Consider the following 24,461-nt stretch of genomic DNA (forward strand, 5'->3'; position numbering starts at 1 on the left):
TAACCCGACCGGCGCGGCCTATCCTGCCCGCCATGTCCCGCGTCTTCGGCCCCCGCCGGCTCTCCTTCCTGCGCACCAGCGTCATGCTGGCGTTCGCGCTGGGGCTGTTCTGGCAATCGATGCTGGGTTCGCTCGGCGAGATCCACGAAGCCGTCGAGCACGCGAGCACGGCAGCGACCCACGAGGCCGGCGTCGAATCGCACGAGGCCCCGGCGCACGGGAATCCCGCCGACGATGGGCTGCATTTGGCGCTCCACTACGCGCACTGCTGTGGCCAGGCGGCCGGCCTGGCCGATCCGGGCATCACCTGTGCCGCCGTCGCACCGCAATCCGTGCAGCCGCGGACCTTGGCCTCGGTGCGGACGCCTGCGTCACACCTTTCCGGTCCGTTCCGCCCTCCGATCCGGGCCTGACGCTCGACTGGCGATAAGCCAGCGTTCCGTCACTGCACCCTTTCCGGAGTATCCCCATGCCTGTGCGACTCGCGGCCCTGGCCGCGTGGATCGTCGGCTGTGCCCTGGCCTGGCCGGCCGTGGCCGCCGATCCCGCCCCACCCGCCCTCACCCTGGATGACGCGTTCGTACGCGTCGCCCGTGCCCACCCGGACCTGCGCCTGTTCGGTGCGCAGACCGACCTCCTACTCGCCGAGCGTGACCAGGCCAGCCTGAAACCCGCGCTGCGCGCCGGCCTGGACATCGAGAACGTGCTCGGCACCGGCGCGACGCGCGGCTTCGACCAGGCCGAAGTGACGCTGACGCTGGCCGGCGTGCTGGAACGCGGCGGCAAGCTCGACGCGCGTCGCGCGCTGGCGCAGAGCCGCATCGATGCATTGTCCGTGCAGCGCGAGGCACAGCGCCTGGACCTTCTGGCCGAGACCGCGCGACACTACCTGGCCGTGGCCGCGGCACAGGCGCAGGCGGACATCGGCCGCCTCGACATGGAACAGCGCCGGCGCACGGTCGCGGCGGCCCGTCATCGCCTGCAGGCCGGTGCATCGCCCGAGTCCGTCGTGCTGACCGCCGAAGCCGCGCTGGCGCGTGCGGAAATGAGCGTGGATCGCGCCACCCAGCAGGAGCACGCTGCGCGCCAGCACCTGGCCGCACTGTGGGGCGAACGTGATCCGGCCTTCCTGCTCGCCGCGGCCGATCCGCTGCTGACGCCCGCCGTGCCCGAACTCGAAGAGCTCGCCGCCTGGCTCGAGCGCACGCCGGAGCTGGCCGGTTTCGTCGGCGAGCAGCGCATCCGCGAAGCGCGGCTGCAGCTCGCGCGCAGCGCCGCCACGCCCGACCTGGACTGGCAACTGGGCATCCGCCGCCTGCAGGAAAGCGACGACACCGCGCTGGTGGGCAGCCTCTCCATGCCACTGGGGGGCACGCGCCGGGCGCAGCCGGAAATCCGCGCCGCCGAAGCGGAGCTGGCGTCGCTCGGGCTGGAACGCGAATCCCGCGACGTGTCGCTCTACAGCACGCTGGTCCAGGCACACGGTCGCTACCGCGTCGCCCAGCAGGAGGTGCGGCGCACCGCGCAGGACGTGCTTCCGCGCCTGGCACGCGCCGAGCGTGCCGCGCAGCGCGCGTACAGCGCCGGCGCGATCAGCTACCTGGAATGGGCGCAACTGCAGTCCGAGCACACCGCCATGCAGCGGCAGCAGCTCGACGCCGCGCTTGAAGCACAAAGCGCCCTCATCGAAATCCAGCGCCTGACCGGCCAGCCCTTCGTGGCCGGCGCCGGCGCCTCCGGACAAGGAACCTCCCCATGATCCGTTCACTGGGCACCGCGATTTTCCTGGCCCTGCTGCTCGCCGCCTGCGGGCGCGGTGCGGCCGATGGCGAAGCCGGACACGACCATGCCGACGGCGGCCACGAAGGCGAACGCCTTGATGAAGCAGGTCGCGAAAAGCGGGGCGCCGCCAACAGCAACGCCAGAAATGAAGAAGACGCCGACCACGCGCACGATGCAGACGGCGCCGAGGAAGGCGAAGCGCATGCCGACAGCACGGTCATCGCCGCCGACATCGCCCAATCCTCGGGTATCCGCGTCGCGCCGGCGGCCGCGGGAATCATCGCCGACGAACACGAGGTGCAAGGCCTGCTGACCCCGGTCGAAGGCCGCGCCGCGCAGGTGTCGGCGCGCTATCCCGGTCCCATCCGCAGCCTGGCGGTGAACGTCGGCGACCGGGTCCGCGCCGGGCAGGCGCTGGCGGCCGTGGAAAGCAACCTGAGCCTGTCCACCTACACCGTCACCTCGCCGCTGGCCGGCGTCGTCCTCGCGCGCCATGCCAGCCTGGGCAGCGTCGCCAGCGAAGGCAGCGCGCTGTTCGAGGTCGCCGACCTGTCGCAGCTGTGGGTGGACCTGCACATCTTCGGTTCCGATGCCGGCCACATCGTGCCCGGCGCGCCGGTCACGGTGACCCGCCTGAGCGATGGCGTCACCGCGCAGACCACGCTCGAGCGCGTGCTGCCCGGCACCGCCACCGCCAGCCAGAGCACGGTCGCGCGCGCGGTGCTGGAGAACGAGGACGGTTTGTGGCGTCCCGGCTCGGCGGTCAGGGCGCGCATCACCGTCGAACAGCAGCCGGCCGCGCTCGTCGTGCCGCTGACCGCGCTGCAATCGCTGGAAGGCCGTGACGTGGTGTTCGTACGCGAAGGCGACCGCTACCAGGCGCATCCGGTGAAGCTGGGCAAGCGCGATGGGCAGAGGGTGGAGGTCCTCGAGGGACTGAATGCCGGCGACGAAGTCGTGGTCGAACAGAGCTACCTGGTCAAGGCCGACATCGGCAAGGCGGGGGCTTCGCATGAGCATTGAGCCCATGGGCGAGGCCCCGCGCGGAACGCTTGAACGCATCATCGGCTTCGCCATCGCGCATCGCTGGCTGATGCTTGCGCTGACCCTGGCGCTGGTCGCGGTCGGCATCTGGAGCGCGCGCCAGCTGCCGATCGACGTCACCCCCGACATCACCAACGTGCAGGTGCAGGTCAATACCGCGGCGCCCGGTTTCTCGCCGCTGGAAACCGAGCAGAGGGTGACCTTCCCGCTGGAGACCGCGCTGGCCGGCCTGCCCGGGCTGGACTACACGCGCTCGCTGTCGCGCTACGGCCTGTCGCAGGTGACGGTGGTGTTCAAGGACGGCACCGACCTGTACTTCGCCCGCCAGCAGGTGGCCGAACGCATCGCCCAGGCGCGCTCGCAGCTGCCTGCGGGGCTGGATCCGGAGATGGGTCCCATTGCGACGGGCATGGGCGAGATCTTCATGTACATCGTGCAGGCCGCGCCGGACGCTAGGAAGGCCGACGGCACGCCCTGGACGGCCACCGACCTGCGCACCCTGCAGGACTGGGTGGTGCGTCCGCAGCTGCGCAACGTGCCCGGTGTGACCGAAGTGAACACGCAGGGCGGCTTCGCCCGGCAGGTCCACATCACCCCCGATCCGGCGCGCATGGTCGCGTTGGGCTTCAACTTCGACGACGTGGTGCGCGCGGTGGCGGCCAACAACCGCAATGTCGGCGCCGGCTATATCGAACGCAACGGCCAGGAACTGCTGGTGCGCGCACCGGGCCAGGTCACCGACCTGGATGACATCCGCGACATCGTGCTCGACCGCCGCGAAGGCGTGCCGATCCGCGTGCGCGACGTGGCCCAGGTCGGCGAGGGTCGCGAGCTGCGCACCGGCGCGGCGACCCTGGACGGCGAGGAGGTGGTCCTCGGCACGGTGTTCATGCTGGTCGGTTCCAACAGCCGCGACGTCTCGCAGGCCGCGGCCGCGCGACTGGAGGACGCGAACCGCAGCCTGCCGGCGGGTGTGTCGGCGGTGCCGGTCTACGACCGCACCTCGCTGGTGGACCGCACCATCCGCACCGTGGCCACGAACCTGGTCGAAGGCGCCCTGCTGGTGATCGTGGTGCTGTTCCTGTTGCTGGGCAATTTCCGCGCGGCGCTGATCACCGCGGCGGTGATCCCGCTGGCGATGCTGTTCACGCTCACCGGCATGGTCCGCGGCGGCGTGTCGGGCAACCTGATGAGCCTGGGCGCGCTGGACTTCGGCCTGATCGTCGACGGCGCGGTGATCATCATCGAGAACTGCCTGCGCCGCTTCGGCGAGCTGCAGCATCGCCTGGGCCGGGTGCTCGACGAATCGGAGCGGCTGGCGACCACCGCCTCGGCCACCGCCGAAGTGATCCGCCCGAGCCTGTTCGGCCTGGGGATCATCGCCGCGGTGTACCTGCCGATCTTCGCGCTCACCGGCGTGGAAGGAAAAATGTTCCACCCGATGGCGATCACGGTCGTGCTCGCGCTGACCGGCGCGATGCTGCTCTCGCTGACCTTCGTGCCCGCGGCGATCGCGATGTTCCTGCGCGGCGACGTGCAGGAGAAGGACACCCGGCTGATGCAGTGGTCGCGTCGCGCCTACCGGCCGGTGCTGGACTGGGCGCTTGGCCATCGCCTGGCCGTGCTCGGCGGCGCCGTGGTCGTGCTGGTGGGCGCCGGCCTGCTGGCCACGCGGCTCGGCTCGGAGTTCGTGCCCAGCCTGGACGAGGGCGACATCACCGTGCACGCGATGCGCATTCCCGGCACCAGCCTCAGCCAGGCGGTGACCATGCAGGCGTCACTGGAAAAGACCTTCGCCGCCTTTCCCGAAGTGCGCAGGGTCTTCAGCAAGATCGGCACCGGCGAGGTGGCCAGCGATCCAATGCCGCCCTCGGTGACTGACACCTTCATCATGCTCAGGCCGCGCGAGGAGTGGCCGGATCCGCGCAAGTCCAAGGCCGCACTGCTGGAGGAGCTCGAAACCGCCGCGCGGCGCCTGCCCGGCAACAACTACGAGTTCACCCAGCCGATCCAGATGCGCATGAACGAGCTGATCTCGGGCGTGCGCGCGGACGTGGCGGTGAAGGTGTACGGCGACGACCTTGACACCCTGGTCGAGGTTGGCCAGCGGGTCGAGGCGCTGGCACGCGGACTCGAAGGCGCAGCCGACGTGCGCATGGAGCAGGCCGAGGGCTTGCCGATGCTCACCGTCACGCCCGATCGCGCGGCGCTGATCCGCTACGGGCTCAATCCCGGCGACGTGCAGGACACCGTGGCGATGGCGGTGGGTGGCGAAGTCGCCGGACAGCTGTTCGAAGGCGACCGCCGCTTCGACATCGTGGTCCGCCTGCCCGAGCACCTGCGCCAGGACCCCACTGCCCTGGCCGACCTGCCCCTCCCGCTGGGCAGTGCCGGCAACGACGACGAATCACGCAGCCGGCCCGCATGGGCCTCGGGCGAACCGCGCACGGTGCCGCTGCGCGAGGTCGCGAAGATCGAGACCGTGCTCGGGCCCAACCAGGTCAACCGCGAGAACGCCAAGCGCCGCGTGGTGGTGACCGCCAACGTGCGCGGCCGCGACCTCGGTGGTTTCGTCGCCGAACTGCGCGAGCGCGTCGGCACGCAGGTCGAACTGCCGGCCGGCTACTGGATCGACTACGGCGGCACGTTCGAGCAGCTGATCTCCGCAAGCCAGCGCCTGGCAGTGGTCGTGCCGGTGACCCTGCTGGTCATCATGGCACTGCTGTACTGGGCGTTCGGTTCGATCCGCGACGCGGCCATCGTCTTCACCGGCGTGCCGCTGGCGCTGACCGGCGGCGTGGTGGCGCTCGCCCTGCGCGGCATCCCGCTGTCGATCTCGGCCGGCGTGGGCTTCATCGCCCTGTCGGGCGTTGCGGTGCTCAACGGCCTGGTGATGATCAGCTTCATCCGCAAGCTGCGCGAGCAGGGCGATCCGCTCGACCTGGCCGTATCCGACGGCGCGCTCGGCCGACTGCGCCCGGTACTGATGACCGCGCTGGTGGCCTCGCTCGGCTTCCTGCCGATGGCCTTCAACGTCGGTGCCGGCTCGGAGGTGCAGAGGCCGCTGGCCACCGTGGTGATCGGCGGCATCGTCTCCTCGACGCTGCTGACCTTGCTGGTGTTGCCGGTGCTGTACCGGTGGCTGCACGGGCGCTCGCAGCCGGCCGCGTGAGCGGCTGCGGGCCGGCGCGCGCAACGGGTGCGCGCGCCATCACTGCACGACGACGGCCACCGTCGTGCAATGGGCCCCACGCTGCGCATGAGGACGCGACCATGAAACCCACGCCGGAATCCAATCCCGAGGGCGACCAGGCCAAGTCGCACACGCCCGACAAGCTGCGCAACGACAAGGCGCGCTGGAAGGACCACGACCAGCCCGACACGCCGCGCAAGGACGGACCCGACCCGGAAAGCGACTATCCGGACGCGCGCGAAAGCGTACCGCGCTGACCGCGCTCAGCTGCGGCGGCAGCCGCAGCCGCAGCTGCCACCCGTGTTCGTGCCGCGCGCTTCGTCGGCGTCTTCCGCGTACGCATCGCCGGACAGCTCGGCCGTTTCGCCCAGCGCCTGCAACACGGCCATCACCTGGGCGGGTGGCAGCACGGTCAGCACTTTCAACTTGCCGCCGTCTGGATCCAACGCGACCTGGGCATCGGGATCGAGCTCGCGCAGCGCGGCGTTCATCGCCGACAGGCGCGACAGCGCAATAGTGGGATCGGTCGGGGAAGCCGGTGCGATGGACATGGGTTCTCTCGTTCGGAGGGGCGTTCACGGGATCGTTCAAGGACGGACACGGCCGCGCGCGCATGGCGTGCGACCGGTACTGGAGCGACTGTAGGCAGCGGCGGCGCTCGCGGCCTTGACAGGGGTCAAGGCGCAGCACGGTCGCACGGGGCGGCCGATCAGCGCCGGCCTGACGTGGGTCAAGGCATCGCTTGCGTCCGCGTCGCAGACTGCGGCCATGCACATCGAGGTCGCTCCCCCGCCCCGTCCCCACCGCGCTGGCGCATCGCCGGCCTGGCTGGCGCATGCACCACACCGGCTGATGTTCTTCATCGGCGCCTCCAACGTGCTGCTGGCGATGCTGTGGTGGACGCTGTGGCTGCTGTCGGTGCGCTTCGGCCTGTGGACGCTGCCGGCGATGGCGGTGCCGCCAGGGTGGCTGCACGCCTTCCTGATGCAGTACCTGGTGCTGCCCAGCTTCGTATTCGGCTTCCTGCTGACCGTGTTCCCGCGCTGGCTTGGCCTGCCCGACCTGCAGCGCTGGCACTACGTGCCGGTGGGCCTGGGCCTGATGGGCGGGCAACTGGCGATTCTGCTCGGTGCCGCCGGCTGGGAGGTCGGACTGACCGTGGGACTGTGGATGGCGCTGGCCGGCTGGACCGCGGCGCTGGCGATCCTGGGCCGCCTGCTCGCCGACGAGAAAGGGCGCACCTGGCACGCGCGCTCGTGCTACGCGGCGCTGGTGCTGGGCTGGCTGGGCGTGGCAATGTTCCTGGCCTTCGTGCTCGGCGCACCGGCGAACTGGGCATTCGCCAGCATCAAGCTGGGCGGCTTCGGCCTGCTGCTGCCGGTGTACGTAACCGTCGCCCATCGCATGTTCCCGTTCTTCGCGGGCAATGCCGTGCCGGGCTACAAGGCGTGGCGGCCGCTGGCATGGCTGGGTGCGGTGTGGGCCTTGGCGATGTTGCACCTGGCGCTGGAGCTGGTCCACGGCTACGCGTGGCTTTGGTTGGCCGACGTGCCGCTGCTTTCGTTGACCGGCTACGCGGTGTGGCGCTGGTGGCCGCGCCGCGTCGCAGGCGCCCCGCGCATGCCGGGCCTGCTGGCGGTGCTGTTCATCGGCACCGCGTGGCTGCCGGTGACTTTCGCCCTGTACCTGGCGCAGAGCCTGGTCTACGCCACGAGCGGCGAGTTCATCCTCGGGCGCGCGCCGATGCACGCCTTGTTCATCGGCTTCTTCGGCAGCGTGCTGGTGGCGATGGTCACCCGCGTGACCCAGGGCCACTCCGGCCGGCCTTTGCAGATGTATCCCATCGCCTGGTTCGCCTTCATCGCGATCCAGCTCGTCGCCACGCTGCGCATCCTCGCCGATGTACTGCCCGACCCGGGCCTGTGGCAGGCGCTGGCCGCGGTCGGCTGGCTGCTGGCGCTGTCGCCGTGGGTGGCGCGAATCGGCCACATCTACCTGACCCCGCGCCGCGACGGACGTCCCGGCTGACACACCGACTCCGCGATGATCACCTTCTATCCCGACATCAAGCTCGTCCACATCGCCGCCGCGCTGGCCAGCGGCGCGTTCTTCGCCTTGCGGGCGATGGCCCTGCTCGGCGGCATGCGCTGGCCGCGCCTGGCCCCGGTCCGCTACCTCAGCTACACGATCGACACGGTGCTGCTGACCGCCGCTTTCATGCTGCTGACGATCCTGCCGCGCGAGCTGTACGCCAACGGCTGGCTGCTGGTGAAGCTGTGCTTCGTTACCGCCTACGTGGTGCTGGGCATCCTGGCCTTCCGCCCGCAAAGGCGCACCTTGCCGCGCGCCGCACTCGTGGCCGCCGCGGGCCTGTGTTTCCTGCAGGTCTACTGCATCGCCCGCGTGCACCATCCCCTGGGCGCGTTCTACCTGCTGGCGGGCTGACACCCGCGGAGTCACACCATGGACCTGAGCGAACTGGAACTGCCCGATCCCTGCCTGCCGGCCTGTCCCCTGCTGCAGGAATCCTGGCAGGCCGCCGGCCTGTCGACCGACACCCCTGAAGCGCGGTCAGCGGACGATCCCTGGCACGACTGAGCGTGCCGCCTCAGTCCATCCCGGCTCCCACCGTGCGCCGTACCGGTATGCCCTCCGGATCGAAACCCTCCAGGCAGAACACGTTGATGCCCAGGTAGTCGGGCGTGACGCGCTTGCGGTGGAATGGATAGATGCCGCAGGTCTTGCAGAAGAAGTGTCGCGCGGTGCGGGTATGGAACTGGTATTCGGCCAGCGCCTGCTCACCGGCGAGCAGCTGGAAGGCGCTCTCGTGCACCTTGACCATCAGCGCGTTCTTGCGCAGGCAGATCGAACAGTCGCACGTGGTCAGCTCGGGAAACCCGGTCTCGATCTGGAAGCGCACCGCGCCGCAATGGCAGCCCCCCTGGTATTTCTGCAACGGACGATTCATCGGTCGTGCGCTCCGGAACCCTGGCATGCGGCGGATGCGGGCATGCGCCTGGCCGGACGTGCCGGCGGCGGCAGCCGACGATACGGCAAAGGTGCCGCTGCTGCAGCTGTCAGCCGCTGCGCTTGCGCCCGCGACCGCGCGTTGGCGCGCGCGCGTCGGCGCCCGCCGGGACGGTACTTTCCCGCAGCTGCTGCAGCGAGGAAAGCGTGTCGGCATAAGCGATGAAATGCTGCAGGTAGCCCGGGGCGGTGGCCTGCATCAGTTGCAGAGCGCGATGCACGAGCATGCCGGAGTTGAGCGGGCCGGCATCGGCAGGCACCTGCTCCATCGATTCGCGCATCTGGCTGTCGTTGCGCAGGCGCGACCAGACCGTGCGCAGTTCGTCCAGCACCGGCAACTCGGGATACAACGGCGCAGGCGCAGCCTGCAGGTCCGCTGACGCAGGATCCGCCACGACCGGCCGGGCCAGCGACGCGGACAGTGCAGCAAGTGCGCTGCTCGCGATCGCGCCTTGCTTTGCCACGGCGTCGCCCGGACTGGCGGACGCAATGGTGTCCGCGTACGCCTGGACCAGGCGGGACAGGCGCTGCTCGAGAAGTGCGCGCGCCGTACCCGCGTGGTCGTGCACGCGCGCGGCCATCGCGGCGATCAGGTCGAAGCGCAGCGGATCGATGCGATCGGCACCCTGGGCGCGCCAGGCCTCGAGTGCGGCCTCTGCCGTCGGCGGCGCGTCTGGCTGGCTGCGCACCGTGGCGTGCACCGCATCACCGTCCATCGGGCGTCGTGGTCCTTGATGGCCGCGGCACCGGTGCGATCTCCACCCGGCGGTTGCGCGAACGCCCGTCCTCGTCGGCATTGGTGCTGACCGGCTGCTGCGCACCGAACGCGGCCGCGAACACCGAAGCCGCCGGCACGCCTTCTGCCACCAGGACGCGGGTCACGGTCAGCGCGCGCTGCGCCGACAGCTCCCAGTTGTCGGCGAAGCGGGCATTGCCACCGCGCACCTGGCGGTCATCGGTGAAGCCGCTGACCATCAGGATTTCCTCGCGCGAAGCCAGGTAACCGGCCAGTGGCGCGGCCAGGCTGCGCAGCAGCTCGTGCCCTTCCGGCTGCAGCTGGTCGGAATTGAGTGCGAACAGCACATTGCCGCGGATGCCGATGCGACCGTCAACCAGGGTCACCCGGCCCGCCGCCAGCGGCGCGGCCAGTGCCTGTTCGAGCGCATGGCGCTGTTGCGCTTCGGCTTGGCGCCGGCGCACTTCTTCGTCCAGCCGGCTGGCCAGCTGGGCCTGGATGGCGATGACGCCGACCAGGACCAGCACGAACGCGCCCAGCAGCACCGACATCAGGTCGCCGAAGCTGGCCCAGACGGTGGTGCCGAGTTCGGCATCGTCACTCTCCACGCTCATGCCGCGTGGGCTCCGGCGGACGGCTGGCCACCGATCCGCTGCAGGTCGGCCATGATCTGCTTCTGCGCGAGCAGGCTCAGGTCGATCACCTCGCGCGCCTGCGCCACGTAATAGGCCAGCTGCTCGTCGCTGCGCACCAGCGAGCGGTCGAGCGCGCCTTCGATCGCGCCCAGGCGCTCGACCAGGATGTCGTTTGATGCGCCGAAGCGTTCCACGGCCATGCCGAAGGCGTCGCTCAGGCTCGCCACTTCGGTGGCGCCCGCGGCGACCTGCGCGGCGACTTCCTCGAGCTTGCCGGTGCCGGCCTCGACCTGGTCGGCGAAGCGGTTGCCGACGCGGTCGAGCAGGTCGGCCGAGGTGGCGACCAGCGCATCGATGGCACCACGCTGCTCGGTCGATGCGTGGTTGACCGCGGCAAGCAGGGTGTCGAGGGTGGCCAGCATCTGGTTGCGTTCTTCCAGCATGGCGGTGTCGCGGACCATGCTGTCGGAAAGTTTCTGGCGCAGCTCGGCGATGACTTCGGCGGCGGCGCGCGGCGCTTCGGATGCGACCTGGACCAGCCGGGAAATCTCGGCGATCGTCTCGCGGGCGTGCGCCTGCGCCTGCGCGGTGATGTCGGCCGCGCTGCTGGCCAGCGCATCGCAGATTTCCTGCTGGCGCGCGGCGGTGTGCGCGCCGGCGTGCTCCCATTCCTCGCGCAGCGCCACGCCGGTCGCCGAGAGCTGCCCGGTCCAGGCTTCAAGCCGCTGCTGGTCCTGCCCGGCCAGCGCGGCCTGCAGCTCGTCGTGCGACTGCGCCAGGCGCGAGATGAGCGCATCGGCATGCCGCTCGAAAGTCGTGGCCGCGTTCGCCAGCGCCTGTTCGTTGCGGCTGGCCAGCGCCGCACCAGCGGCGTCCTGCTGCGCCAGCGCCTGCTGCCAGGCGGCCGCGACGTGGCCGGCGGTCGCATCGAGGCGCTGCGAGACGCCCTCCACCAGGTCCACCGAGCGCTGCTCGAACGTCGAGGCAAAGCGCGTCAGCGCTGCTTCCAGCTCGCGGCCCTGGGCTTCACTGGCGCCTCGCTGGCCCTCCAGTGCCGTGGTCCAGGCGGCGGCGGCGGCCTCGCGCGTCGCATCGACGCCAGCGGTCAACGCTTCCAGCTGGCGCTGCACGGCCTGGTTCACCGTGTCGTGCAGCACCGCGGTTTCGCGCGACAGGCCCGCCATCGTCGTTTCGATCGCCGGCTGCAGGACCGCGGCGGCGGCACGCGTGCTTTCGGCCACGCCGGCGCGCATCGACTGCTCCAGCGAGTGGGCCAGCTGCGCGTAGGCGCTCTCGGTGCGCGCGTGGAACTCGGCCTGGTGCGCGGCCAGGCGATCGCCGTTGGCCACGCCCTGACGTTCGATCGCCCCGACCATCGCCTGCAGCTGTTCCACCAGCGCCGGCACCACCGTCGCCTGCTGCTGCAGGAGCCGGAACGCCTCTTCGCGCTGCCAGGCCTGCGAATGCACGCGCAGTGACGTGGCGATCTCCACGTCCAGCTGCTGCACCGCCTGCAGCCGCTCGCGCCGGCACAGCGCCGAGAGCAGGCCGAGCACCGCGGAGCTGGCGACGCCGGCGATGGAGGTGCCGAAGGCGAAGGCCAGGCCCTTGATCGGTGCGGCGAGCGATCCGCGGATCGCGTCCAGGTCGGTCGCGCTTTCCAGCGCCAGGCCGGTGCCGCGCAGGGTCGCCATCATGCCCATCAGCGTGCCGAGCATGCCCAGCAGCACCAGCAGGCCGACCAGGTACGGCGTAAGCGCGGGCGCCGGCAGGGCGACGCGCTCGCCTTCGATGCGCAGGCGCACCGCGTTGCGCAGGCCCGGATGCAGTCGCGCAAGCCAGGCGTCGAGCATGCCGCCGGCGGCGGGCATCTCCTGCAGCGCGGCGGACAGCGTCGCCGTCGCCTGCCGGTAGCGATGCAGTTCGATCCCGCCCGCCAGATAGCAGGCCGCGATGACCCCGGTGACGAGTGCGCCGAGCGGATTGGTGACGACGTAGCCGGCGCCGATCCAGCCGGTCACGCCCAGGCCGGTCAGGTACAGGGCGAAGTAAGGGGCGAAGTAGGGGGAATGCCGGTTCATGTTTTCCGCAAGGTCTGGGGATCGAGCGCTGCGAGCAGCGCCTGGATCGGTTGGAAACGGACATCCAGTTCGGCCAGCAGCACCGCCTGCATGTCGCGGCTGAACGCATCCAGCCAGGTGTGTGCGGGCACCGAACCGGCGCCCGTGGATGCCTGCGCCAGGCGCAGGCGCTCGAAATGTTCGCCGAGCATCGCCGGCACGCCCGACAGCAGTGCCTGTTCGCGCGGACTGAGGGTCAGTTCCATCACCGCGTCGACTTCGGCCAGCCGGGCCAGGTCGGCCGGGCCGTGGGCGAGCTGGTCGCGCAGGCGACCGCGCAGCTGGCCGGTGGCCGCCTGCATCGAGCGCTGCCGGGCCAGGTGGAACTGGCGGAAAGGGGCGTAATCGGGCGCCTCGCCGCTGGACGCGCAGCGTTCACGCACGCGGGCGAGGGCCGCCGCGCCTTCGTCGACGATCGCACTGGCCTGCATTTCGCGCGCACGGGCGCAGGCCGCGGTCGCGTCGTCGTCGGCAGCCGGTGCGCCATCGCCGGCCGGCGCTGGGAGCCGCCCGTCGAGCGCCCGCGACAGCACCACGGCGCGGTTCCAGTCGAACCACTGGCCCAGCCGCCCTGACAGGGCCGGGCCCGACGCCGGGAGTTCAGCCCCGGTGACCCGCGCCAGCAGGCGGGTGAAGGCCGGGCCCGGAACGGGCGTTCGATGTCGCGCTTCTGCCACTCTGCCGCTCAAAAGACGGCGATTTTACATGATGGGCCGGCCCCGGCCGGGTATCCGGGGCTGGAAGACCCGCCGGCGGCCGGCGGTCAGGGAGGCTTCCGGCGCCGGCCGGAGGGACCCGGACGGCCCCGGCACCCGCCGGGACGGGCCAGGACAGGCTCAGTAGGTGTACTGCAGCTGCAGCCAGAGCTTGTCGGTATCGACCGTGCGGCTTCGGTCTTCGCTGCGGTAGCGGGCCAGCTTCAGCAGGCCGGAAAGGCCCTTCAGCGCGGGGATCGGGTGGGCGTAGGACAGGTCGATCTCGTCGCCGTAGCGTCCGCCGCCGCGCTGCGGCGAGAAATCGTGGTACCAGGCCTGCAGCGTGCCGCCGGCCAGCGGCACGCTCACGCCGGCGTAAAGGTCGTCGACGCCCTGCGCCGGGGTGGTCAGGAACATGTCGGCCCAGCCCTGGAACAGGTGCTTGGTCGCCAGCGGGGTCTGGAACGCGCGGTTGCCCGTGCCCTCGCCGCCGCCCAGCGATTCGAAGCCGGCCTTCAGGGTGGCGCCGCGGACCTTGTAGCCCAGCTCGGCCAGCAGGTAGCGGCTGTCCAGCGTCCACGGGTTGTCCGCCAGCTCCTGCTGGCGCGCGTACTCGGCGGCGTAGCTCCATGCGCCCTGCGCGCCTTCCAGGCGCAGGCCGGTGGTGTGGCTGGACAAGGTGCCAGGCGGCGCGGTCGCAGTCACCGCGATTCCGTCGAGGTCGAGCCGGTAGTGATAGGCGCTGGCCGACAACGCAGGCGCGAACCGCAAGCCGACCTGCAGCAGGTGACTTTGGCCTTCGATGTCCGACGGATTGCTGCGGTTGGAGGCGGCGCTGTCGTCGGGCCCGAACACCGTATTGATCCCGTCGACGAAGCTGTAGTCCACGCTGAGGCGTTCCAGCGGCGCCAACTGCACGCGCACGCCATCGTAGGTCTGCTCGTTCTGGCGCCAGCCGACGCCGCCGACGAAGCGCTGGTTACCCAGGTTGATCCGCTGGCGACCGAGCGTGGCCGTGTTGCTGCCACTGGTGTAGCGCAGCAGCGCCTGGTTGATCTCCGCGCCGGGTCGGTCGGCGATCACCGGGTACTGGCGCTGGCCGTTGCGGGTGTCGTTGTAGCGGCCATCGCCCAGGCCGAGCACGGCGTCCGCCTCGGCCAGCGCCGTCCAGCCGTGCCAGGCCGCAGTGGCGTAGCCGGCGCGCACGCGCAGCGTGTCGGCATGGGCGTCCTTCGCGAAACCGTCCTGGTCGACGGATTCGTGCCGGTAGCGCAGGTCGAGGATCGGCGTGCCGGCGTCGGCAGCCAGTGCCTGTCCGGCGGCAAGTGAGAGGAGGATGCATGTGGCCAAGGTCGAACGGATGGCGTGACGCGACATCGGAAGCTCCTGCTTGGAAGATGCGCGCACCGTAGGACCGGTGCCATCGCGTCCTCCATGATCAGGATCAATTCCGGCGCCTCCCGCGCGCCGATGCCGCGCCCACCTGATGCAGGTCAAGGCGCGCGCATCCGGGGGTTGCGATGGTGGCGCCATCCGCGACCTGCCGTATACGCCATGCACGCCTTGCTGGACCTGCGCCACCTGCCCCCGCCCGCACCGATGGAACGCATCCTCGACGCGCTCGATGCGCTGCCGGCGGGCGCCTGCCTGCACGCACTCACCCCGCACCGGCCCGGACCGCTGCTGCCTATGCTGGAACGGCAGGGTTACGCCTGGCGACTGGACGACCTGGGCGACGGCGGGGCGCGCATCGCCGTGTGCCGGCTCGAAGACGCCGCGGTGTTGCCGGCGCAACCACCCGCTTCGTGACGGGGTGATGCGATGACTGGCCTGGCGCTCACGCGTGCGCCGCCCGCGCCGCGGCCGCTGCGCTTCCTGTTGACCGCGCCGCTGTGGGGCGTGGTTGCCGGCGTGCTGCTGGCCGCATCGCCGGACACCCTCGCCGGCGGACGCTGGTCGCCCACGGCGGTCGCGCTGGTGCACCTGTTCACCCTGGGCGTGCTGGGCAACGCGATGCTCGGCAGCCTGCTGCAGTTCCTGCCGGTCGCCGCGGGTATCGCACCCTCCGCGGCGCGACTGGCGCCGGTCGCGCATGTGGCGCTCAACCTCGGCCTGCCGGTGTTCGTGGCCGCGCTGTTCTTCAACCACGCTTTGCTGCTGCCGGCATCACTGCTGCTCGCCGCCTCGCTCCTGCTCGTCATCGTGCCGCCACTGCCGGCGCTGCTGCGTGCAGGCGCGCAACGCCTGTTGCGCGCGGGTATCGGCGGCGCGCTGCTGGCGCTGCTGGCCACGATCGCGCTGGGCCTGCTCGCGGCCCTGGTGCTCGGTGGCCATGCCGCCCTGCCCTTGGACCAGGTGGTCGATGCGCACGCCACGCTCGGCGCCGGCGGCTGGATGCTCGGCCTGCTGGCCGCGGTGGGCAGCGTGACCGTGCCGATGTTCCAGGGCACGTCGCCGGTCCCGCCGCGCGCGTTCGCGGCATGGCTGGTGCTTGCCCTGGGACTGCCGATCGCCGGGGGCCTGGCGCGCCTGGCGGGTGCGCCGGTGCTGTACGCCGCGCTGTCGCTCGCGCTACCGGCGATGGCCTTCGCCGCGGCGCTGCTCTGGCTGCAGTGGCGCGCACCGCACCGGCGCAATCGGACCCTGGTCCGCTTCTGGTGCGTGGGCAGCATCGCGCTGGCCCTGGCCGGGATCGCCGCGTGCGCGTCAGCGGCCGGTGCGCCCGCCATCACGACGGCGCTCGCGGGCATGCTCGCACTGGGTATCGGCGTGCCGCTGCTGGTCACCGGCATGCTGCTGGAGATCACCGCATTCATCACCTGGATCGCCTTGCGCGGCCAGTGCCCGCGCGGCGTGCGTATTCCCGCAGTGGGCCGGCTGGTCACCGATGGCGAAAAGCACGGAGTGCTGTGCGTGCACCTGGCGGCGGCCGGGCTGCTGCTGGTTGCGCTGGCCTGGCCGCCGCTCGGACGGATCGCCGGTATCGCGCTGGCGGTCGCGTATGCAGGCAGCGCCCTGTGCCAGTGGCGCTGCCTGCAGCGCGCCCGCGCATTCGCACGCCAACACGGGGAACCGCAATGACCGGAAAACTTCCGCTCGTCTACAGCTGCTCGGGCTGCTCGAGCGCGGCGCAGATGGCCAACCAGATGGCGCTGTGGCTGGACCGCGCCGGCGCCGCCGAGATGTCGTGCATCGCCGGCGTCGGCGGCGGCGTCACCGGGCTGGTGCGCACCGCGCAGTCCGGCCGGGCGATCCTGGCCCTGGACGGCTGCGTGCTGCATTGCGTGCGCGCCTGCCTGGAGCGCGCCGGCGTGAGCGCCGACACGCACCTGACCCTGTCCGACCATGGCGTGCGCAAGCGCAGGCATGCGGACTTCCTGCCGGAACAGGCGGAGACCGTCTACCGGCAGACGGTGCTGCCGGCGGCACGGGCACTGCATGCCGCCGGACCGGTGCCGGTTGCCATCGATCCCGAGGCAGGAGAGGAAACCCGCGCAGTGCCGCCTTGATCGACCGGCCACCCGCCCACCCGTGCGCATGCCATATCGCGGCGCGCTTGATCTGGATCAGAAGCCGCGCGCAACGGCGCCGCTAGCATCGTCGCGCTCGCCACCTACGCGGACCCCGCATGGAAACACCCCGAGGGCTGCCACCGTTCCCGCTCTCCCCCACGGGTCCGGCGCAGCACATCGCTTCCGGAACGCTGGTCGGCGCACGCCATGCGATCGACCACGTGGACGACGCGGTGGTAGCCCTGGCCGGCCTGCGCCGACGCCTGGTCGGAGCGGTCCATCGCAGCAAGCGCGTGGCTGGCCTGCCGGTCCGCGATGGCGAGCGCGAGGCGGGGGTACTGTCACGCGCAAGGCGGGTGGCCGCGCGCGTGGCAGTACCCGGCGATACCGCCGACGCACTGATGCACGCGCTGATGTCCGATGCCTGCCGACAGCAGGTCCAGGCCGGCAACGCCGGTCCCCGCCCTGCCGTCAGGATCTCCATGTCCACGCCCGTCGCATCCCGCTCCTTTTCCGCTGCGCGCCTGCTGCGCCTGCTGCCCCCTCCTCGCCGGCTGCGCCCGCTGCTGCGCCGCCTGCCGCGCGTCGCCCACGAGCCGCTGGCCGAGCGCATCCTCGCCCGCGCCGTCCGCCGCGTGGATCCGGTCACGCTGGATCTCGTGCGCGGACGACGCCTGGGCATCGAGCTCGAGGACCTTGGCCTGGCCTGGGTGTTCGCGTGGAGTGGTGAGCGGCTGCTCGCCTGCCATGAACCGGCCGAGGCGACCGTGCGCGGCAGCGCCACCGACCTGTTCCTGCTGGCCAGCCGCCAGGAGGATGCCGACACCCTGTTCTTCCAGCGTCGCCTGATCCTCACCGGCGACGTCGAACTGGGCCTGACCGTGCGCAACCTGCTTGATCGCCTGCCCTGGGAAGACCTGCCGCTGGGGCTGCGCATCGTCCTGCACCGCGGCAGTCACCTGTTGCGCGCCGCGCGCGACGCACACCGCGCCTGACCGGAACCCACGCATGCACCACACGGCGGCACGACCCGGCCTGAGCTGGCACCCCGAGCTGGAGGCACGCTACGCGGAACTGGGCGCGAAGCTCGAACCCCTGCTGCCGTGCCTGGAATGGCCGCTGCACCTGCCCTGGATCGACGCGATCCGCACGCTCAAGCGCGAGCGCGGCGCGGTGATCATGGCGCACAGCTACCAGTCGCCCGAGATCTTCCATGGCGTGGCCGACGTCACCGGCGATTCGCTGGCACTGGCCCAGGCCGCCGCCGATTGCGACGCGGACATCATCGTGCTGTGCGGCGTGCACTTCATGGCCGAGACGGCGAAGATCCTCGCGCCCGGCCGCACCGTGCTGATCCCGGACCTGGAAGCCGGCTGCTCGCTCGCCTCATCGATCACCGCCGCCGACGTGCGCGAACTGCGCCGCCTCCACCCCGGCGCCCCGGTGGTCAGCTACGTCAACACGACCGCCGAAGTGAAAGCCGAATCGGACGCCTGCTGCACCTCGGCCAACGCGGTGCAGGTGGTCGAGGCGATGGCCGCCGAATCCGGCTCGGAACGCGTGATCTTCCTGCCCGACCGGTTCCTGGGCCACCACGTCGCCCAGCACACCGCGATCGAGCTGGTGCTGTGGGACGGGCGCTGCGAGGTCCACGAACAATTCACCGCGCAGCAGGCACGGCACGCCCGCGAGCGCTTCGACGCGCGCCTGGTCGCCCATCCCGAATGCCCGCCCGAGGTACAGGCCGAAGCCGACTTCGTCGGCTCCACCACCGCGATGGGTGCGTGGCTGGAGAAGGAACAGCCGCAACGGGTCGCGCTGATCACCGAGTGCTCGATGGCCGACAACCTGCGCGCGCGCTTCCCGAAAGTGGAGTTCATCAAGCCCTGCAACCTGTGCCCGCACATGCAGCGGATCACCCTGCCCAACATCCACGCCTGCCTGCAGCACCTGCAGCACGAAGTGGTGGTGCCCGATGACGTGGCCCGCCGCGCGCGCCACGCGCTGGAGCGGATGCTGGCGGTGGGCCGGCGCGACCGCGTGTGAGCGCCCGTCCCCACCCGCTGGTGGTGGTCGGCGGGGGCGTAGCGGGATTGTCGGTGGCGCTGGCCGCCGCACCACGGCCGGTGCTGGTGATCGCCCGCGGTACCCATGGGCAAGGCAGTGCCAGTGCCCTGGCACAGGGCGGCATCGCCGCGGCCCTGGCCGTGGGCGATACGCCGGCCGCGCACGCGCGAGACACGCTGGAGGCCGGCGCCGGGCACAACGACACCGCCGTGGTGGAGTACCTCGTCGAGCATGCGCCGGCGGCGATCGGGCGCCTGCAGGCGCTGGGGGTGCCGTTCGATTGCGACGACCACGCACGACTGCGCCTGGGACGCGAAGGCGGGCACCGTGCCGATCGCATCGTCCACGCCGGTGGCGATGCCAGCGGCGCGGTGCTGCTCGCCGCGATGTTGCGCAGCGCGCGCGCGGCCGGGCATATCGAACTGCGCGAAGGGGTCGAGGTGCAGGCCCTGCTGCTGCGCGACGGCGGCATCGCCGGCCTGCGCGTGCGCGATGCGCACAACGTTACGACCCTGGTCGGGGCCAGCGAGGTGGTGCTGGCCACCGGCGGCATCGGCGCGCTGTTCTCGGCCAGCACCAATCCTTCCAGCGCCGATGGCAATGGCCTGGCCCTGGGGCTTGCGGCCGGCGCAGCCGGGCGCGACCTGGAATTCGTCCAGTTCCATCCGACCGCGTTGGCCGTGCCCGGCGACGCGGCGGGCGGCGAGCCGCTGCCGCTGGTCACCGAAGCCCTGCGAGGCGCGGGCGCGCGCCTGTACGACGCGCGCGGCCGCCTGCTGATGGCGGGACTGCATCCGCTTGCCGACCTGGCGCCACGCGACCTGGTCGCACGCCGCGTGTGGCAGGCGCTGCGCGAGGACGGGCAGGCCTGGCTCGATGCCACCGCGCTGGGCGATGCCTGGCCCACCCGATTCCCGACCGTGCACGCGAGTTGCCGCGCCAATGGCATCGATCCGGCGCGCGAGCGCATCCCGGTGACGCCGGCGGCGCATTTCCACATGGGTGGACTGGCCACCGACCACGATGGACGCACCGGCGTGCGCGGGCTGTATGCGGTCGGCGAAGTGGCCTGCAACGGCGTGCACGGCGCCAACCGGCTCGCCAGCAACTCGCTGCTGGAAGGGCTGGTCTTCGGTGATCGCCTGGGCCGCCGCCTGGCGGACATCGACACGCTGGCCCAGCCGGCGCGGGGCCGATACGCGTGGAGCGGACATGGCGCCGCGGCCGACCCGCAGGCGCTGGCCCACGTGCGGCAGTTGCTGTGGAGCGCGCTCGGACCGGTGCGCAACGGTAGCGACATGGCCGCGGCGCAGCACGCGCTGGCAGCGGATGCGCCGGCCTGCGGCTGGCAGGGAAGGCTGGCCCGCCAGCTCCTGGCCGCCGCATCACGGCGTGCCGCCAGCCTCGGTGCGCATTACCGCAGCGACGACGCCTGACCGCGCGGATGCGCGATCGCAACCCTGGCCGGACTCAGGCGACGGCCAGTTCGGCCAGCGACGCCTTGCCCGGCAAGCCGTCCCAGTAGCCGTTGCGCGCGCCCAGTCGCGCCGGCGGCTCGGCTGCATCGAGCGCGCCGCGGAAACGCGCCACGACTTCTCCGGTGCCCTCTGCCTGCGGCGAAATCCGCAGCACGCCCACGCCGCACGCGGCCAGTTCGTCGCGTTGCGGCGCCAGGTCGATCACTTCGCTGCCCTGCACCTGGATGCCATTGATGGTCAGGAACGGTTCGCCCTCGCGCGTGGCCAGCGGCAGGCCATCGGGATGCTCGATGCAGCGGAAACCGCACTGGTCCTTGGGCAGGTCCAGCGCGCGGGCGGTGAAGCAGCGCGCCGAGTAGGCCAGCGGCAGGCGGCCCCAGGCCAGCATCTCCAGCTCGGGCATGGCTCCGCCCTCGCCTTCGCGCGCCGCACGCATTTCCTGCAGCAGGGCCCGCCCCTGTTCGGCACCGGGCACCCAGCGACGCATGCCGTCTTCCATGAGCAGGGCCAGCGCGCGATGGTTGTAGACGTTGAGCGAAGGCCCGCCGACGAAGGGCACGCCGCGCTCGCGGCACAGCTGCACCGCCGACAGGTCGTTGGCTTCGACCAGGTAGCGTCCGTTGCCGACCTGGCGCCGGACCACGCCCAGCTCGGATTCGGCCTCCACCAGCGCCAGCGTCGACAGCACCACTTCCTTGCCGGCCTCGCGCAACGAATCGGCCAGCGCCAGCCAGTCGCGCACGCCCAGCTCGCGGCGCTTGCTGCACACCGTTTCGCCCAGGTAGACGATGTCCACCGGCCAGCTGCCGACGGCGTGGTAGAACGCCAGCGTGGCCTGGCGCGGCCAGAAATACTGCAAGGGTCCCAGGCTCAGCTTCATCGCAGGCTCCGCGTCGGTGCGTCGATCGTCAGGGTTCAATGCCAGGCCCGGTGGTACGGCCCGAGCGTGGTCTGCTGGCCTTCCGCATGAGCCGACAGCGCCTGCTGCCAGGCCGCCTCGCTGGTCCAGTGGTCGGGGCCGGCGCGATAGCGGTCGATCGCCTTGCGCCAGGTGGAGGCCACCGTACGCACGTAGGCGACGCCGCGCTGGCGGCCTTCGATCTTCAGCGCGGCCACGCCGGCCTGCGCCAGTCGCGGCAGCAGCTCCAGCGTGTTGAGGCTGGTCGGTTCCTCCAGCGCGTGGAACACCTCGCCGCCGACCTCGTAACGACCCTTGCATACGGTCGGATAGCCCGCCGGCTCGCCTTGCGCGAAGCGGTCGATCAACATCCCGTTGACCCGCACGCTGCGGCTGTCGTCCGGGTGCTCGTCCCAGCGCACGAAACTGGCCGGCGAGCACACCCCGTGCCGGTTCGGCGACATGCCCGTGACGTAACTGGAAAGCTGGCAGCGCCCCTCGACCATGATGCACAGGCTGCCGAACGCGAACACTTCCAGCGGCACCGGCGAAGCCATGCACAGGCGCTCGACCTGCTGCACCGACAGCACCCGCGGCAACACCGCGCGGGCGATACCGAAGCGTTCGTATGCGTACTTGAGCGCCGGCACGGTGGTCGCCGAACCCTGCACCGACAGGTGCCGGGCCAGCTGCGGATGGGTGCGGCAGGCGTAGTCGAGCACGCCCATTTCCGCGGCGATGATCGCGTCCACGCCCAGTTCGGCGGCGTGGTCGACCGCGGCCTGCCAGTGCGGCAGGCGCACGCTGTCGGGATAGGTATTGAGCGCCAGGTAGACCTGCCGGTCCAACGCGTGCGCATAGGCGATGCCCTGGCGCAGCTCGCGCTCGTCGAAGTTCAGTCCCGGGAAGGCGCGCGCATTGGTCTGGTCCCGGAAGCCGGCGTAGACCGCGTCGGCACCGGCATCGATGGCCGCGCGCAGGGCCGGGAGGTTGCCGGCCGGACAGACCAGTTGCATGGGCGTCTCCGCATCGAAGGGAAGGCCATGCTAGGGGGCGCCGACGCGCTGCTCATTGATCCATGTCAGGTCCGAGCGTGCGCAGCAGCGACGACCACAGCGCATCCACGCGCTTCTCCACCTTCGGATCGAGCGCGATCGCCCGGCCCCATTCGCGCGCCGACTCGGCCGGCCACTTGCGGGTCGCATCCAGGCCAAGCTTGGAACCCAGCCCGGACACCGGCGTGGCGAAGTCCAGGTAGTCGATCGGCGTGTTCTCCACCAGCATGCTGTCGCGCGCCGGGTCCACCCGGGTGGAGAGGGCCCAGATCACCTGGCCCCAGTCACGCACGTCCACGTCCTCGTCGGTGACGATCACGAACTTGGTGTAGGTGAACTGGCGCAGGTAGGACCAGACCGCCATCATGATCCGCCGCGCGTGGCCGGGATACTGCTTGCGGATGCTGACCACCGCGATGCGGTACGAGCACGCTTCCGGCGGCAGATAGAAGTCCACGATTTCCGGGAACACCTTGCGCAGGATCGGCACGAAGATGTCGTTGAGCGCCATCGACAGCACCGACGGCTCGTCATGCGGCGAGCGGCCCATGTAGCTGCCGTGGTAGATCGCGCCGCTGCGCATGCGCATGCGCTCCACGGTCAGCACCGGGAAGGTCCCCTGCGCGTTGTAGTAGCCGGTGTGGTCGCCGAACGGCCCTTCCAGCGCGGTGTCGCCCGGATGGATGAAGCCTTCCAGCAGGATCTCCGCGCCGGCCGGCGCATCCAGCCCGGTCAGCTCGCTGCGCCACACCCGGCTGCGCGAGCCGCGCAGCAGGCCGGCGAACTCGTACTCCGACAGCGTGTCGGGCACCGGCGCGACCGCCGCCAGCAGCGTGGCCGGATCGGCGCCGATGGCCACCAGCACCGGGAAAGGCTTGTCGGGATAGGCGTACTGCCACGACGCGTAGTCCTGCGCGCCACCGCGGTGCGGCAGCCAGCGCATGATCACGCGATTGCGGCCGATGAGCTGCTGGCGGTAGATCGCCACGTTCTGGCGAGGTTGGTGCACGCCGCGGGTGACCACCAGGCCGAAGGTGATCAGGCGGCCTGCATCCTCCGGCCAGCAGCGCTGGATCGGCAGCATGCCTAGGTCGATGTCGCCGCCTTCCACCACCTGCTCGCAGAACGCCGGATCATCGACGTGCTTCGGTGCGACGTTGGCCAGCTGGGCCAGTTCCGGCCAGCTGTCGAGCGCATCGCGCAGCGAAGCCGGCCAGCGCGGCTCCTTCAGCGAGGCCAGCAGCTCGCCCAGTTCGCGCAGCGAGGCGATCGGGCGGTCGCCCAGCGCCAGTTCGATCCGACGGCGGTCGCCGAACAGGTTGCCCAGCAGCGGATGCACCGATCCGGTGGGGTTGTGCATCAGCAGCGCCGGACCGCCCTCGCGCAGCGCGCGCAGGCTCAGGGCGGTGCTCTCCAGCTCCGGATCGACCGGAGCATCGATCTCCAGCAGTTGCTGGTGGCGTGACAGGTGCTGCAGGAAGCTGCGCAGGTCGTGCATGGCGTGGCCGGGGGCATTGTTGACGTCCCGTACGCTAGTGCCGCTGCCGGTCGCCGGCGATGACGCAGGTCAAGCGCCTTGACCGTGATCAACGCGGGGACCGCGCGAGCCGGACACACTGCCGCCACGCCCTCGCCAGGAATCGACCCTATGACACTGCGCCCACGCGCGCGCCTGCTGTGCCTGCTGCTGGTCGCCGCTGCGGCGCCCGGCTGCGGCGGGCCGGCCGGATCCGACGCGACGACCTCCACCCTGGCCGCCGCGGCAACGGCGGCGCCCGTACTGCCACCTGCGGCGTCACCGGTCGCCACGCAGGACGGCCTGCTGCCGTTGCTGGAGGTGTTCAGGTCGCCCGCCTGCGGTTGCTGCGGTGCCTGGGTCGAACATATGCAGCACGCCGGCTTCCCCGTCCAGGTGCGCGAGGTCGACGACCTCGAAGCGGTGCGCCGGCAGATGGGCGTGCCGTTCGGCAAGGGGTCGTGCCATACCGCGCGTATCGATGGCTACATCGTCGAAGGCCACGTACCGGCCGCCGACATCCGGCGCCTGCTGGCCCAGCGCCCCAACGCGCGCGGCCTGGTCCTGCCGGGCATGCCGGCCGGCTCGCCAGGCATGGAAATGCCGGACGGCCACGTGCAGCCGTATACCGTCGAACTGGTGGGGCACGACGGCGTCAGCCGCGCCTGGTCCAGGCACGGCGACTAGGAGCGCGCGGGGCTCG

The 24,461-nt window shown here is 71.2% G+C and carries 25 protein-coding genes; 15 read left to right on the top strand and 10 right to left on the bottom strand.

Annotated elements, in window-relative coordinates:
- Positions 1-32 precede the first annotated feature (32 nt).
- The 5 genes from CSC65_RS15235 to CSC65_RS16145 all read left to right on the top strand — a co-directional run bounded on the left by CSC65_RS15235 (position 33) and on the right by CSC65_RS16145 (position 6,276).
- Entirely contained in the window at positions 33-413 is a 381-nt protein-coding gene (locus CSC65_RS15235; RefSeq protein WP_162411441.1) for a hypothetical protein, read from the top strand.
- 56 nt (positions 414-469) lie between these two features.
- On the top strand, positions 470-1,759 hold the full coding sequence (locus CSC65_RS15240) for a TolC family protein (protein ID WP_162411442.1): 1,290 nt from the start codon (positions 470-472) through the stop codon (positions 1,757-1,759).
- Entirely contained in the window at positions 1,756-2,805 is a 1,050-nt protein-coding gene (locus CSC65_RS15245; protein ID WP_162411443.1) for an efflux RND transporter periplasmic adaptor subunit, read from the top strand. Before CSC65_RS15240 ends, CSC65_RS15245 begins: the two co-directional genes overlap by 4 nt.
- Positions 2,795-5,998, top strand: a complete 3,204-nt coding sequence (locus CSC65_RS15250; protein ID WP_274379420.1) for an efflux RND transporter permease subunit — start codon at positions 2,795-2,797, stop codon at positions 5,996-5,998. The genes CSC65_RS15245 and CSC65_RS15250 overlap by 11 nt, the downstream gene beginning before the upstream one ends.
- A gap of 101 nt (positions 5,999-6,099) precedes the next feature.
- Positions 6,100-6,276, top strand: coding sequence for a hypothetical protein (locus CSC65_RS16145; protein ID WP_202922904.1), 177 nt, complete (start codon positions 6,100-6,102; stop codon positions 6,274-6,276).
- A 6-nt stretch (positions 6,277-6,282) separates the two neighbouring features.
- Here CSC65_RS16145 and CSC65_RS15255 read toward each other — a convergent pair whose 3' ends face one another.
- Positions 6,283-6,570: a hypothetical protein gene (locus CSC65_RS15255; RefSeq protein ID WP_162411444.1), complete on the bottom strand. Its 288-nt coding sequence runs from the start codon at positions 6,568-6,570 to the stop codon at positions 6,283-6,285.
- A gap of 217 nt (positions 6,571-6,787) precedes the next feature.
- Here CSC65_RS15255 and CSC65_RS15260 point away from each other — a divergent pair, with 217 nt between their 5' ends.
- From CSC65_RS15260 to CSC65_RS16305, 3 genes are read left to right on the top strand one after another with little or no spacing between them, the layout of a single operon-like run.
- On the top strand, positions 6,788-8,047 hold the full coding sequence (locus CSC65_RS15260; RefSeq protein ID WP_162411445.1) for an NnrS family protein: 1,260 nt from the start codon (positions 6,788-6,790) through the stop codon (positions 8,045-8,047).
- Positions 8,048-8,062: 15 nt separating this feature from the next.
- Complete coding sequence (locus CSC65_RS15265; RefSeq protein ID WP_162411446.1) at positions 8,063-8,464, top strand: SirB2 family protein; 402 nt, start codon at positions 8,063-8,065, stop codon at positions 8,462-8,464.
- Positions 8,465-8,482: 18 nt separating this feature from the next.
- Positions 8,483-8,617, top strand: coding sequence for a hypothetical protein (locus CSC65_RS16305; RefSeq protein ID WP_274379421.1), 135 nt, complete (start codon positions 8,483-8,485; stop codon positions 8,615-8,617).
- Positions 8,618-8,627: 10 nt separating this feature from the next.
- On the opposite strand, the gene CSC65_RS15270 is transcribed toward CSC65_RS16305, so the two are convergent.
- From CSC65_RS15270 to CSC65_RS15295, 6 genes are all read right to left on the bottom strand, one after another.
- A complete protein-coding gene (locus tag CSC65_RS15270) occupies positions 8,628-8,987 on the bottom strand; it encodes a GFA family protein (protein WP_202922905.1) in 360 nt (119 codons plus the stop codon).
- 109 nt (positions 8,988-9,096) lie between these two features.
- A complete protein-coding gene (locus CSC65_RS15275; RefSeq protein WP_162411447.1) occupies positions 9,097-9,762 on the bottom strand; it encodes a DUF2894 domain-containing protein in 666 nt (221 codons plus the stop codon).
- Positions 9,752-10,396 carry an OmpA family protein gene (locus CSC65_RS15280; RefSeq protein ID WP_162411448.1) on the bottom strand — a complete coding sequence of 215 codons (645 nt, stop codon included), beginning with the start codon at positions 10,394-10,396 and terminating at the stop codon, positions 9,752-9,754. Before CSC65_RS15280 ends, CSC65_RS15275 begins: the two co-directional genes overlap by 11 nt.
- Positions 10,393-12,498 (bottom strand): DUF802 domain-containing protein, encoded by a 2,106-nt coding sequence (locus CSC65_RS15285; protein ID WP_162411449.1) that lies wholly within the window; start codon positions 12,496-12,498, stop codon positions 10,393-10,395. The genes CSC65_RS15280 and CSC65_RS15285 overlap by 4 nt, the downstream gene beginning before the upstream one ends.
- Positions 12,495-13,226, bottom strand: coding sequence for a DUF3348 domain-containing protein (locus CSC65_RS15290; protein WP_202922906.1), 732 nt, complete (start codon positions 13,224-13,226; stop codon positions 12,495-12,497). The genes CSC65_RS15285 and CSC65_RS15290 overlap by 4 nt, the downstream gene beginning before the upstream one ends.
- A gap of 147 nt (positions 13,227-13,373) precedes the next feature.
- A complete protein-coding gene (locus tag CSC65_RS15295; RefSeq protein WP_162411451.1) occupies positions 13,374-14,609 on the bottom strand; it encodes an alginate export family protein in 1,236 nt (411 codons plus the stop codon).
- A gap of 177 nt (positions 14,610-14,786) precedes the next feature.
- Between CSC65_RS15295 and CSC65_RS15300 the strand changes: the two genes are divergently transcribed.
- The 6 genes from CSC65_RS15300 to CSC65_RS15325 all read left to right on the top strand — a co-directional run bounded on the left by CSC65_RS15300 (position 14,787) and on the right by CSC65_RS15325 (position 20,247).
- Positions 14,787-15,041 (top strand): DUF2249 domain-containing protein, encoded by a 255-nt coding sequence (locus CSC65_RS15300; protein WP_162411452.1) that lies wholly within the window; start codon positions 14,787-14,789, stop codon positions 15,039-15,041.
- A 12-nt stretch (positions 15,042-15,053) separates the two neighbouring features.
- Entirely contained in the window at positions 15,054-16,313 is a 1,260-nt protein-coding gene (locus tag CSC65_RS15305) for a hypothetical protein (protein WP_162411453.1), read from the top strand.
- Positions 16,310-16,741: a putative zinc-binding protein gene (locus tag CSC65_RS15310; RefSeq protein ID WP_162411454.1), complete on the top strand. Its 432-nt coding sequence runs from the start codon at positions 16,310-16,312 to the stop codon at positions 16,739-16,741. The genes CSC65_RS15305 and CSC65_RS15310 overlap by 4 nt, the downstream gene beginning before the upstream one ends.
- Before the next feature lie 119 nt (positions 16,742-16,860).
- Complete coding sequence (gene ubiT / locus CSC65_RS15315; RefSeq protein ID WP_162411455.1) at positions 16,861-17,739, top strand: ubiquinone anaerobic biosynthesis accessory factor UbiT; 879 nt, start codon at positions 16,861-16,863, stop codon at positions 17,737-17,739.
- Positions 17,740-17,752: 13 nt separating this feature from the next.
- Positions 17,753-18,790 carry a quinolinate synthase NadA gene (gene nadA / locus CSC65_RS15320; protein ID WP_162411456.1) on the top strand — a complete coding sequence of 346 codons (1,038 nt, stop codon included), beginning with the start codon at positions 17,753-17,755 and terminating at the stop codon, positions 18,788-18,790.
- Positions 18,787-20,247, top strand: coding sequence for an L-aspartate oxidase (locus CSC65_RS15325; protein ID WP_162411457.1), 1,461 nt, complete (start codon positions 18,787-18,789; stop codon positions 20,245-20,247). The genes nadA and CSC65_RS15325 overlap by 4 nt, the downstream gene beginning before the upstream one ends.
- Before the next feature lie 34 nt (positions 20,248-20,281).
- Here CSC65_RS15325 and CSC65_RS15330 read toward each other — a convergent pair whose 3' ends face one another.
- From CSC65_RS15330 to CSC65_RS15340, 3 genes are read right to left on the bottom strand one after another with little or no spacing between them, the layout of a single operon-like run.
- On the bottom strand, positions 20,282-21,169 hold the full coding sequence (locus CSC65_RS15330) for a U32 family peptidase (protein ID WP_162411458.1): 888 nt from the start codon (positions 21,167-21,169) through the stop codon (positions 20,282-20,284).
- Positions 21,170-21,204: 35 nt separating this feature from the next.
- Entirely contained in the window at positions 21,205-22,203 is a 999-nt protein-coding gene (gene ubiU / locus CSC65_RS15335; protein ID WP_162411459.1) for a ubiquinone anaerobic biosynthesis protein UbiU, read from the bottom strand.
- Positions 22,204-22,255: 52 nt separating this feature from the next.
- On the bottom strand, positions 22,256-23,740 hold the full coding sequence (locus tag CSC65_RS15340) for a UbiD family decarboxylase (RefSeq protein WP_162411460.1): 1,485 nt from the start codon (positions 23,738-23,740) through the stop codon (positions 22,256-22,258).
- 150 nt (positions 23,741-23,890) lie between these two features.
- Here CSC65_RS15340 and CSC65_RS15345 point away from each other — a divergent pair, with 150 nt between their 5' ends.
- Positions 23,891-24,445 carry a DUF411 domain-containing protein gene (locus tag CSC65_RS15345; RefSeq protein ID WP_202922907.1) on the top strand — a complete coding sequence of 185 codons (555 nt, stop codon included), beginning with the start codon at positions 23,891-23,893 and terminating at the stop codon, positions 24,443-24,445.
- Positions 24,446-24,461 lie beyond the last annotated feature (16 nt).

Source organism: Pseudoxanthomonas daejeonensis, from assembly GCF_010093205.1.
GTDB classification, from domain to species: domain Bacteria; phylum Pseudomonadota; class Gammaproteobacteria; order Xanthomonadales; family Xanthomonadaceae; genus Pseudoxanthomonas; species Pseudoxanthomonas daejeonensis.

Bases quoted from the DNA above. Each gene is read 5' to 3' on its own strand.
- CSC65_RS15235 (WP_162411441.1), top strand. From the start codon at position 33: ATGTCCCGCGTCTTCGGCCCCCGCCGGCTCTCCTTCCTGCGCACCAGC.
- CSC65_RS15240 (WP_162411442.1), top strand. From the start codon at position 470: ATGCCTGTGCGACTCGCGGCCCTGGCCGCGTGGATCGTCGGCTGTGCC.
- CSC65_RS15245 (WP_162411443.1), top strand. From the start codon at position 1,756: ATGATCCGTTCACTGGGCACCGCGATTTTCCTGGCCCTGCTGCTCGCC.
- CSC65_RS15250 (WP_274379420.1), top strand. From the start codon at position 2,795: ATGAGCATTGAGCCCATGGGCGAGGCCCCGCGCGGAACGCTTGAACGC.
- CSC65_RS16145 (WP_202922904.1), top strand. From the start codon at position 6,100: ATGAAACCCACGCCGGAATCCAATCCCGAGGGCGACCAGGCCAAGTCG.
- CSC65_RS15255 (WP_162411444.1), bottom strand. From the start codon at position 6,570: ATGTCCATCGCACCGGCTTCCCCGACCGATCCCACTATTGCGCTGTCG.
- CSC65_RS15260 (WP_162411445.1), top strand. From the start codon at position 6,788: ATGCACATCGAGGTCGCTCCCCCGCCCCGTCCCCACCGCGCTGGCGCA.
- CSC65_RS15265 (WP_162411446.1), top strand. From the start codon at position 8,063: ATGATCACCTTCTATCCCGACATCAAGCTCGTCCACATCGCCGCCGCG.
- CSC65_RS16305 (WP_274379421.1), top strand. From the start codon at position 8,483: ATGGACCTGAGCGAACTGGAACTGCCCGATCCCTGCCTGCCGGCCTGT.
- CSC65_RS15270 (WP_202922905.1), bottom strand. From the start codon at position 8,987: ATGAATCGTCCGTTGCAGAAATACCAGGGGGGCTGCCATTGCGGCGCG.
- CSC65_RS15275 (WP_162411447.1), bottom strand. From the start codon at position 9,762: ATGGACGGTGATGCGGTGCACGCCACGGTGCGCAGCCAGCCAGACGCG.
- CSC65_RS15280 (WP_162411448.1), bottom strand. From the start codon at position 10,396: ATGAGCGTGGAGAGTGACGATGCCGAACTCGGCACCACCGTCTGGGCC.
- CSC65_RS15285 (WP_162411449.1), bottom strand. From the start codon at position 12,498: ATGAACCGGCATTCCCCCTACTTCGCCCCTTACTTCGCCCTGTACCTG.
- CSC65_RS15295 (WP_162411451.1), bottom strand. From the start codon at position 14,609: ATGTCGCGTCACGCCATCCGTTCGACCTTGGCCACATGCATCCTCCTC.
- CSC65_RS15300 (WP_162411452.1), top strand. From the start codon at position 14,787: ATGCACGCCTTGCTGGACCTGCGCCACCTGCCCCCGCCCGCACCGATG.
- CSC65_RS15305 (WP_162411453.1), top strand. From the start codon at position 15,054: ATGACTGGCCTGGCGCTCACGCGTGCGCCGCCCGCGCCGCGGCCGCTG.
- CSC65_RS15310 (WP_162411454.1), top strand. From the start codon at position 16,310: ATGACCGGAAAACTTCCGCTCGTCTACAGCTGCTCGGGCTGCTCGAGC.
- ubiT (WP_162411455.1), top strand. From the start codon at position 16,861: ATGGAAACACCCCGAGGGCTGCCACCGTTCCCGCTCTCCCCCACGGGT.
- nadA (WP_162411456.1), top strand. From the start codon at position 17,753: ATGCACCACACGGCGGCACGACCCGGCCTGAGCTGGCACCCCGAGCTG.
- CSC65_RS15330 (WP_162411458.1), bottom strand. From the start codon at position 21,169: ATGAAGCTGAGCCTGGGACCCTTGCAGTATTTCTGGCCGCGCCAGGCC.
- ubiU (WP_162411459.1), bottom strand. From the start codon at position 22,203: ATGCAACTGGTCTGTCCGGCCGGCAACCTCCCGGCCCTGCGCGCGGCC.
- CSC65_RS15340 (WP_162411460.1), bottom strand. From the start codon at position 23,740: ATGCACGACCTGCGCAGCTTCCTGCAGCACCTGTCACGCCACCAGCAA.
- CSC65_RS15345 (WP_202922907.1), top strand. From the start codon at position 23,891: ATGACACTGCGCCCACGCGCGCGCCTGCTGTGCCTGCTGCTGGTCGCC.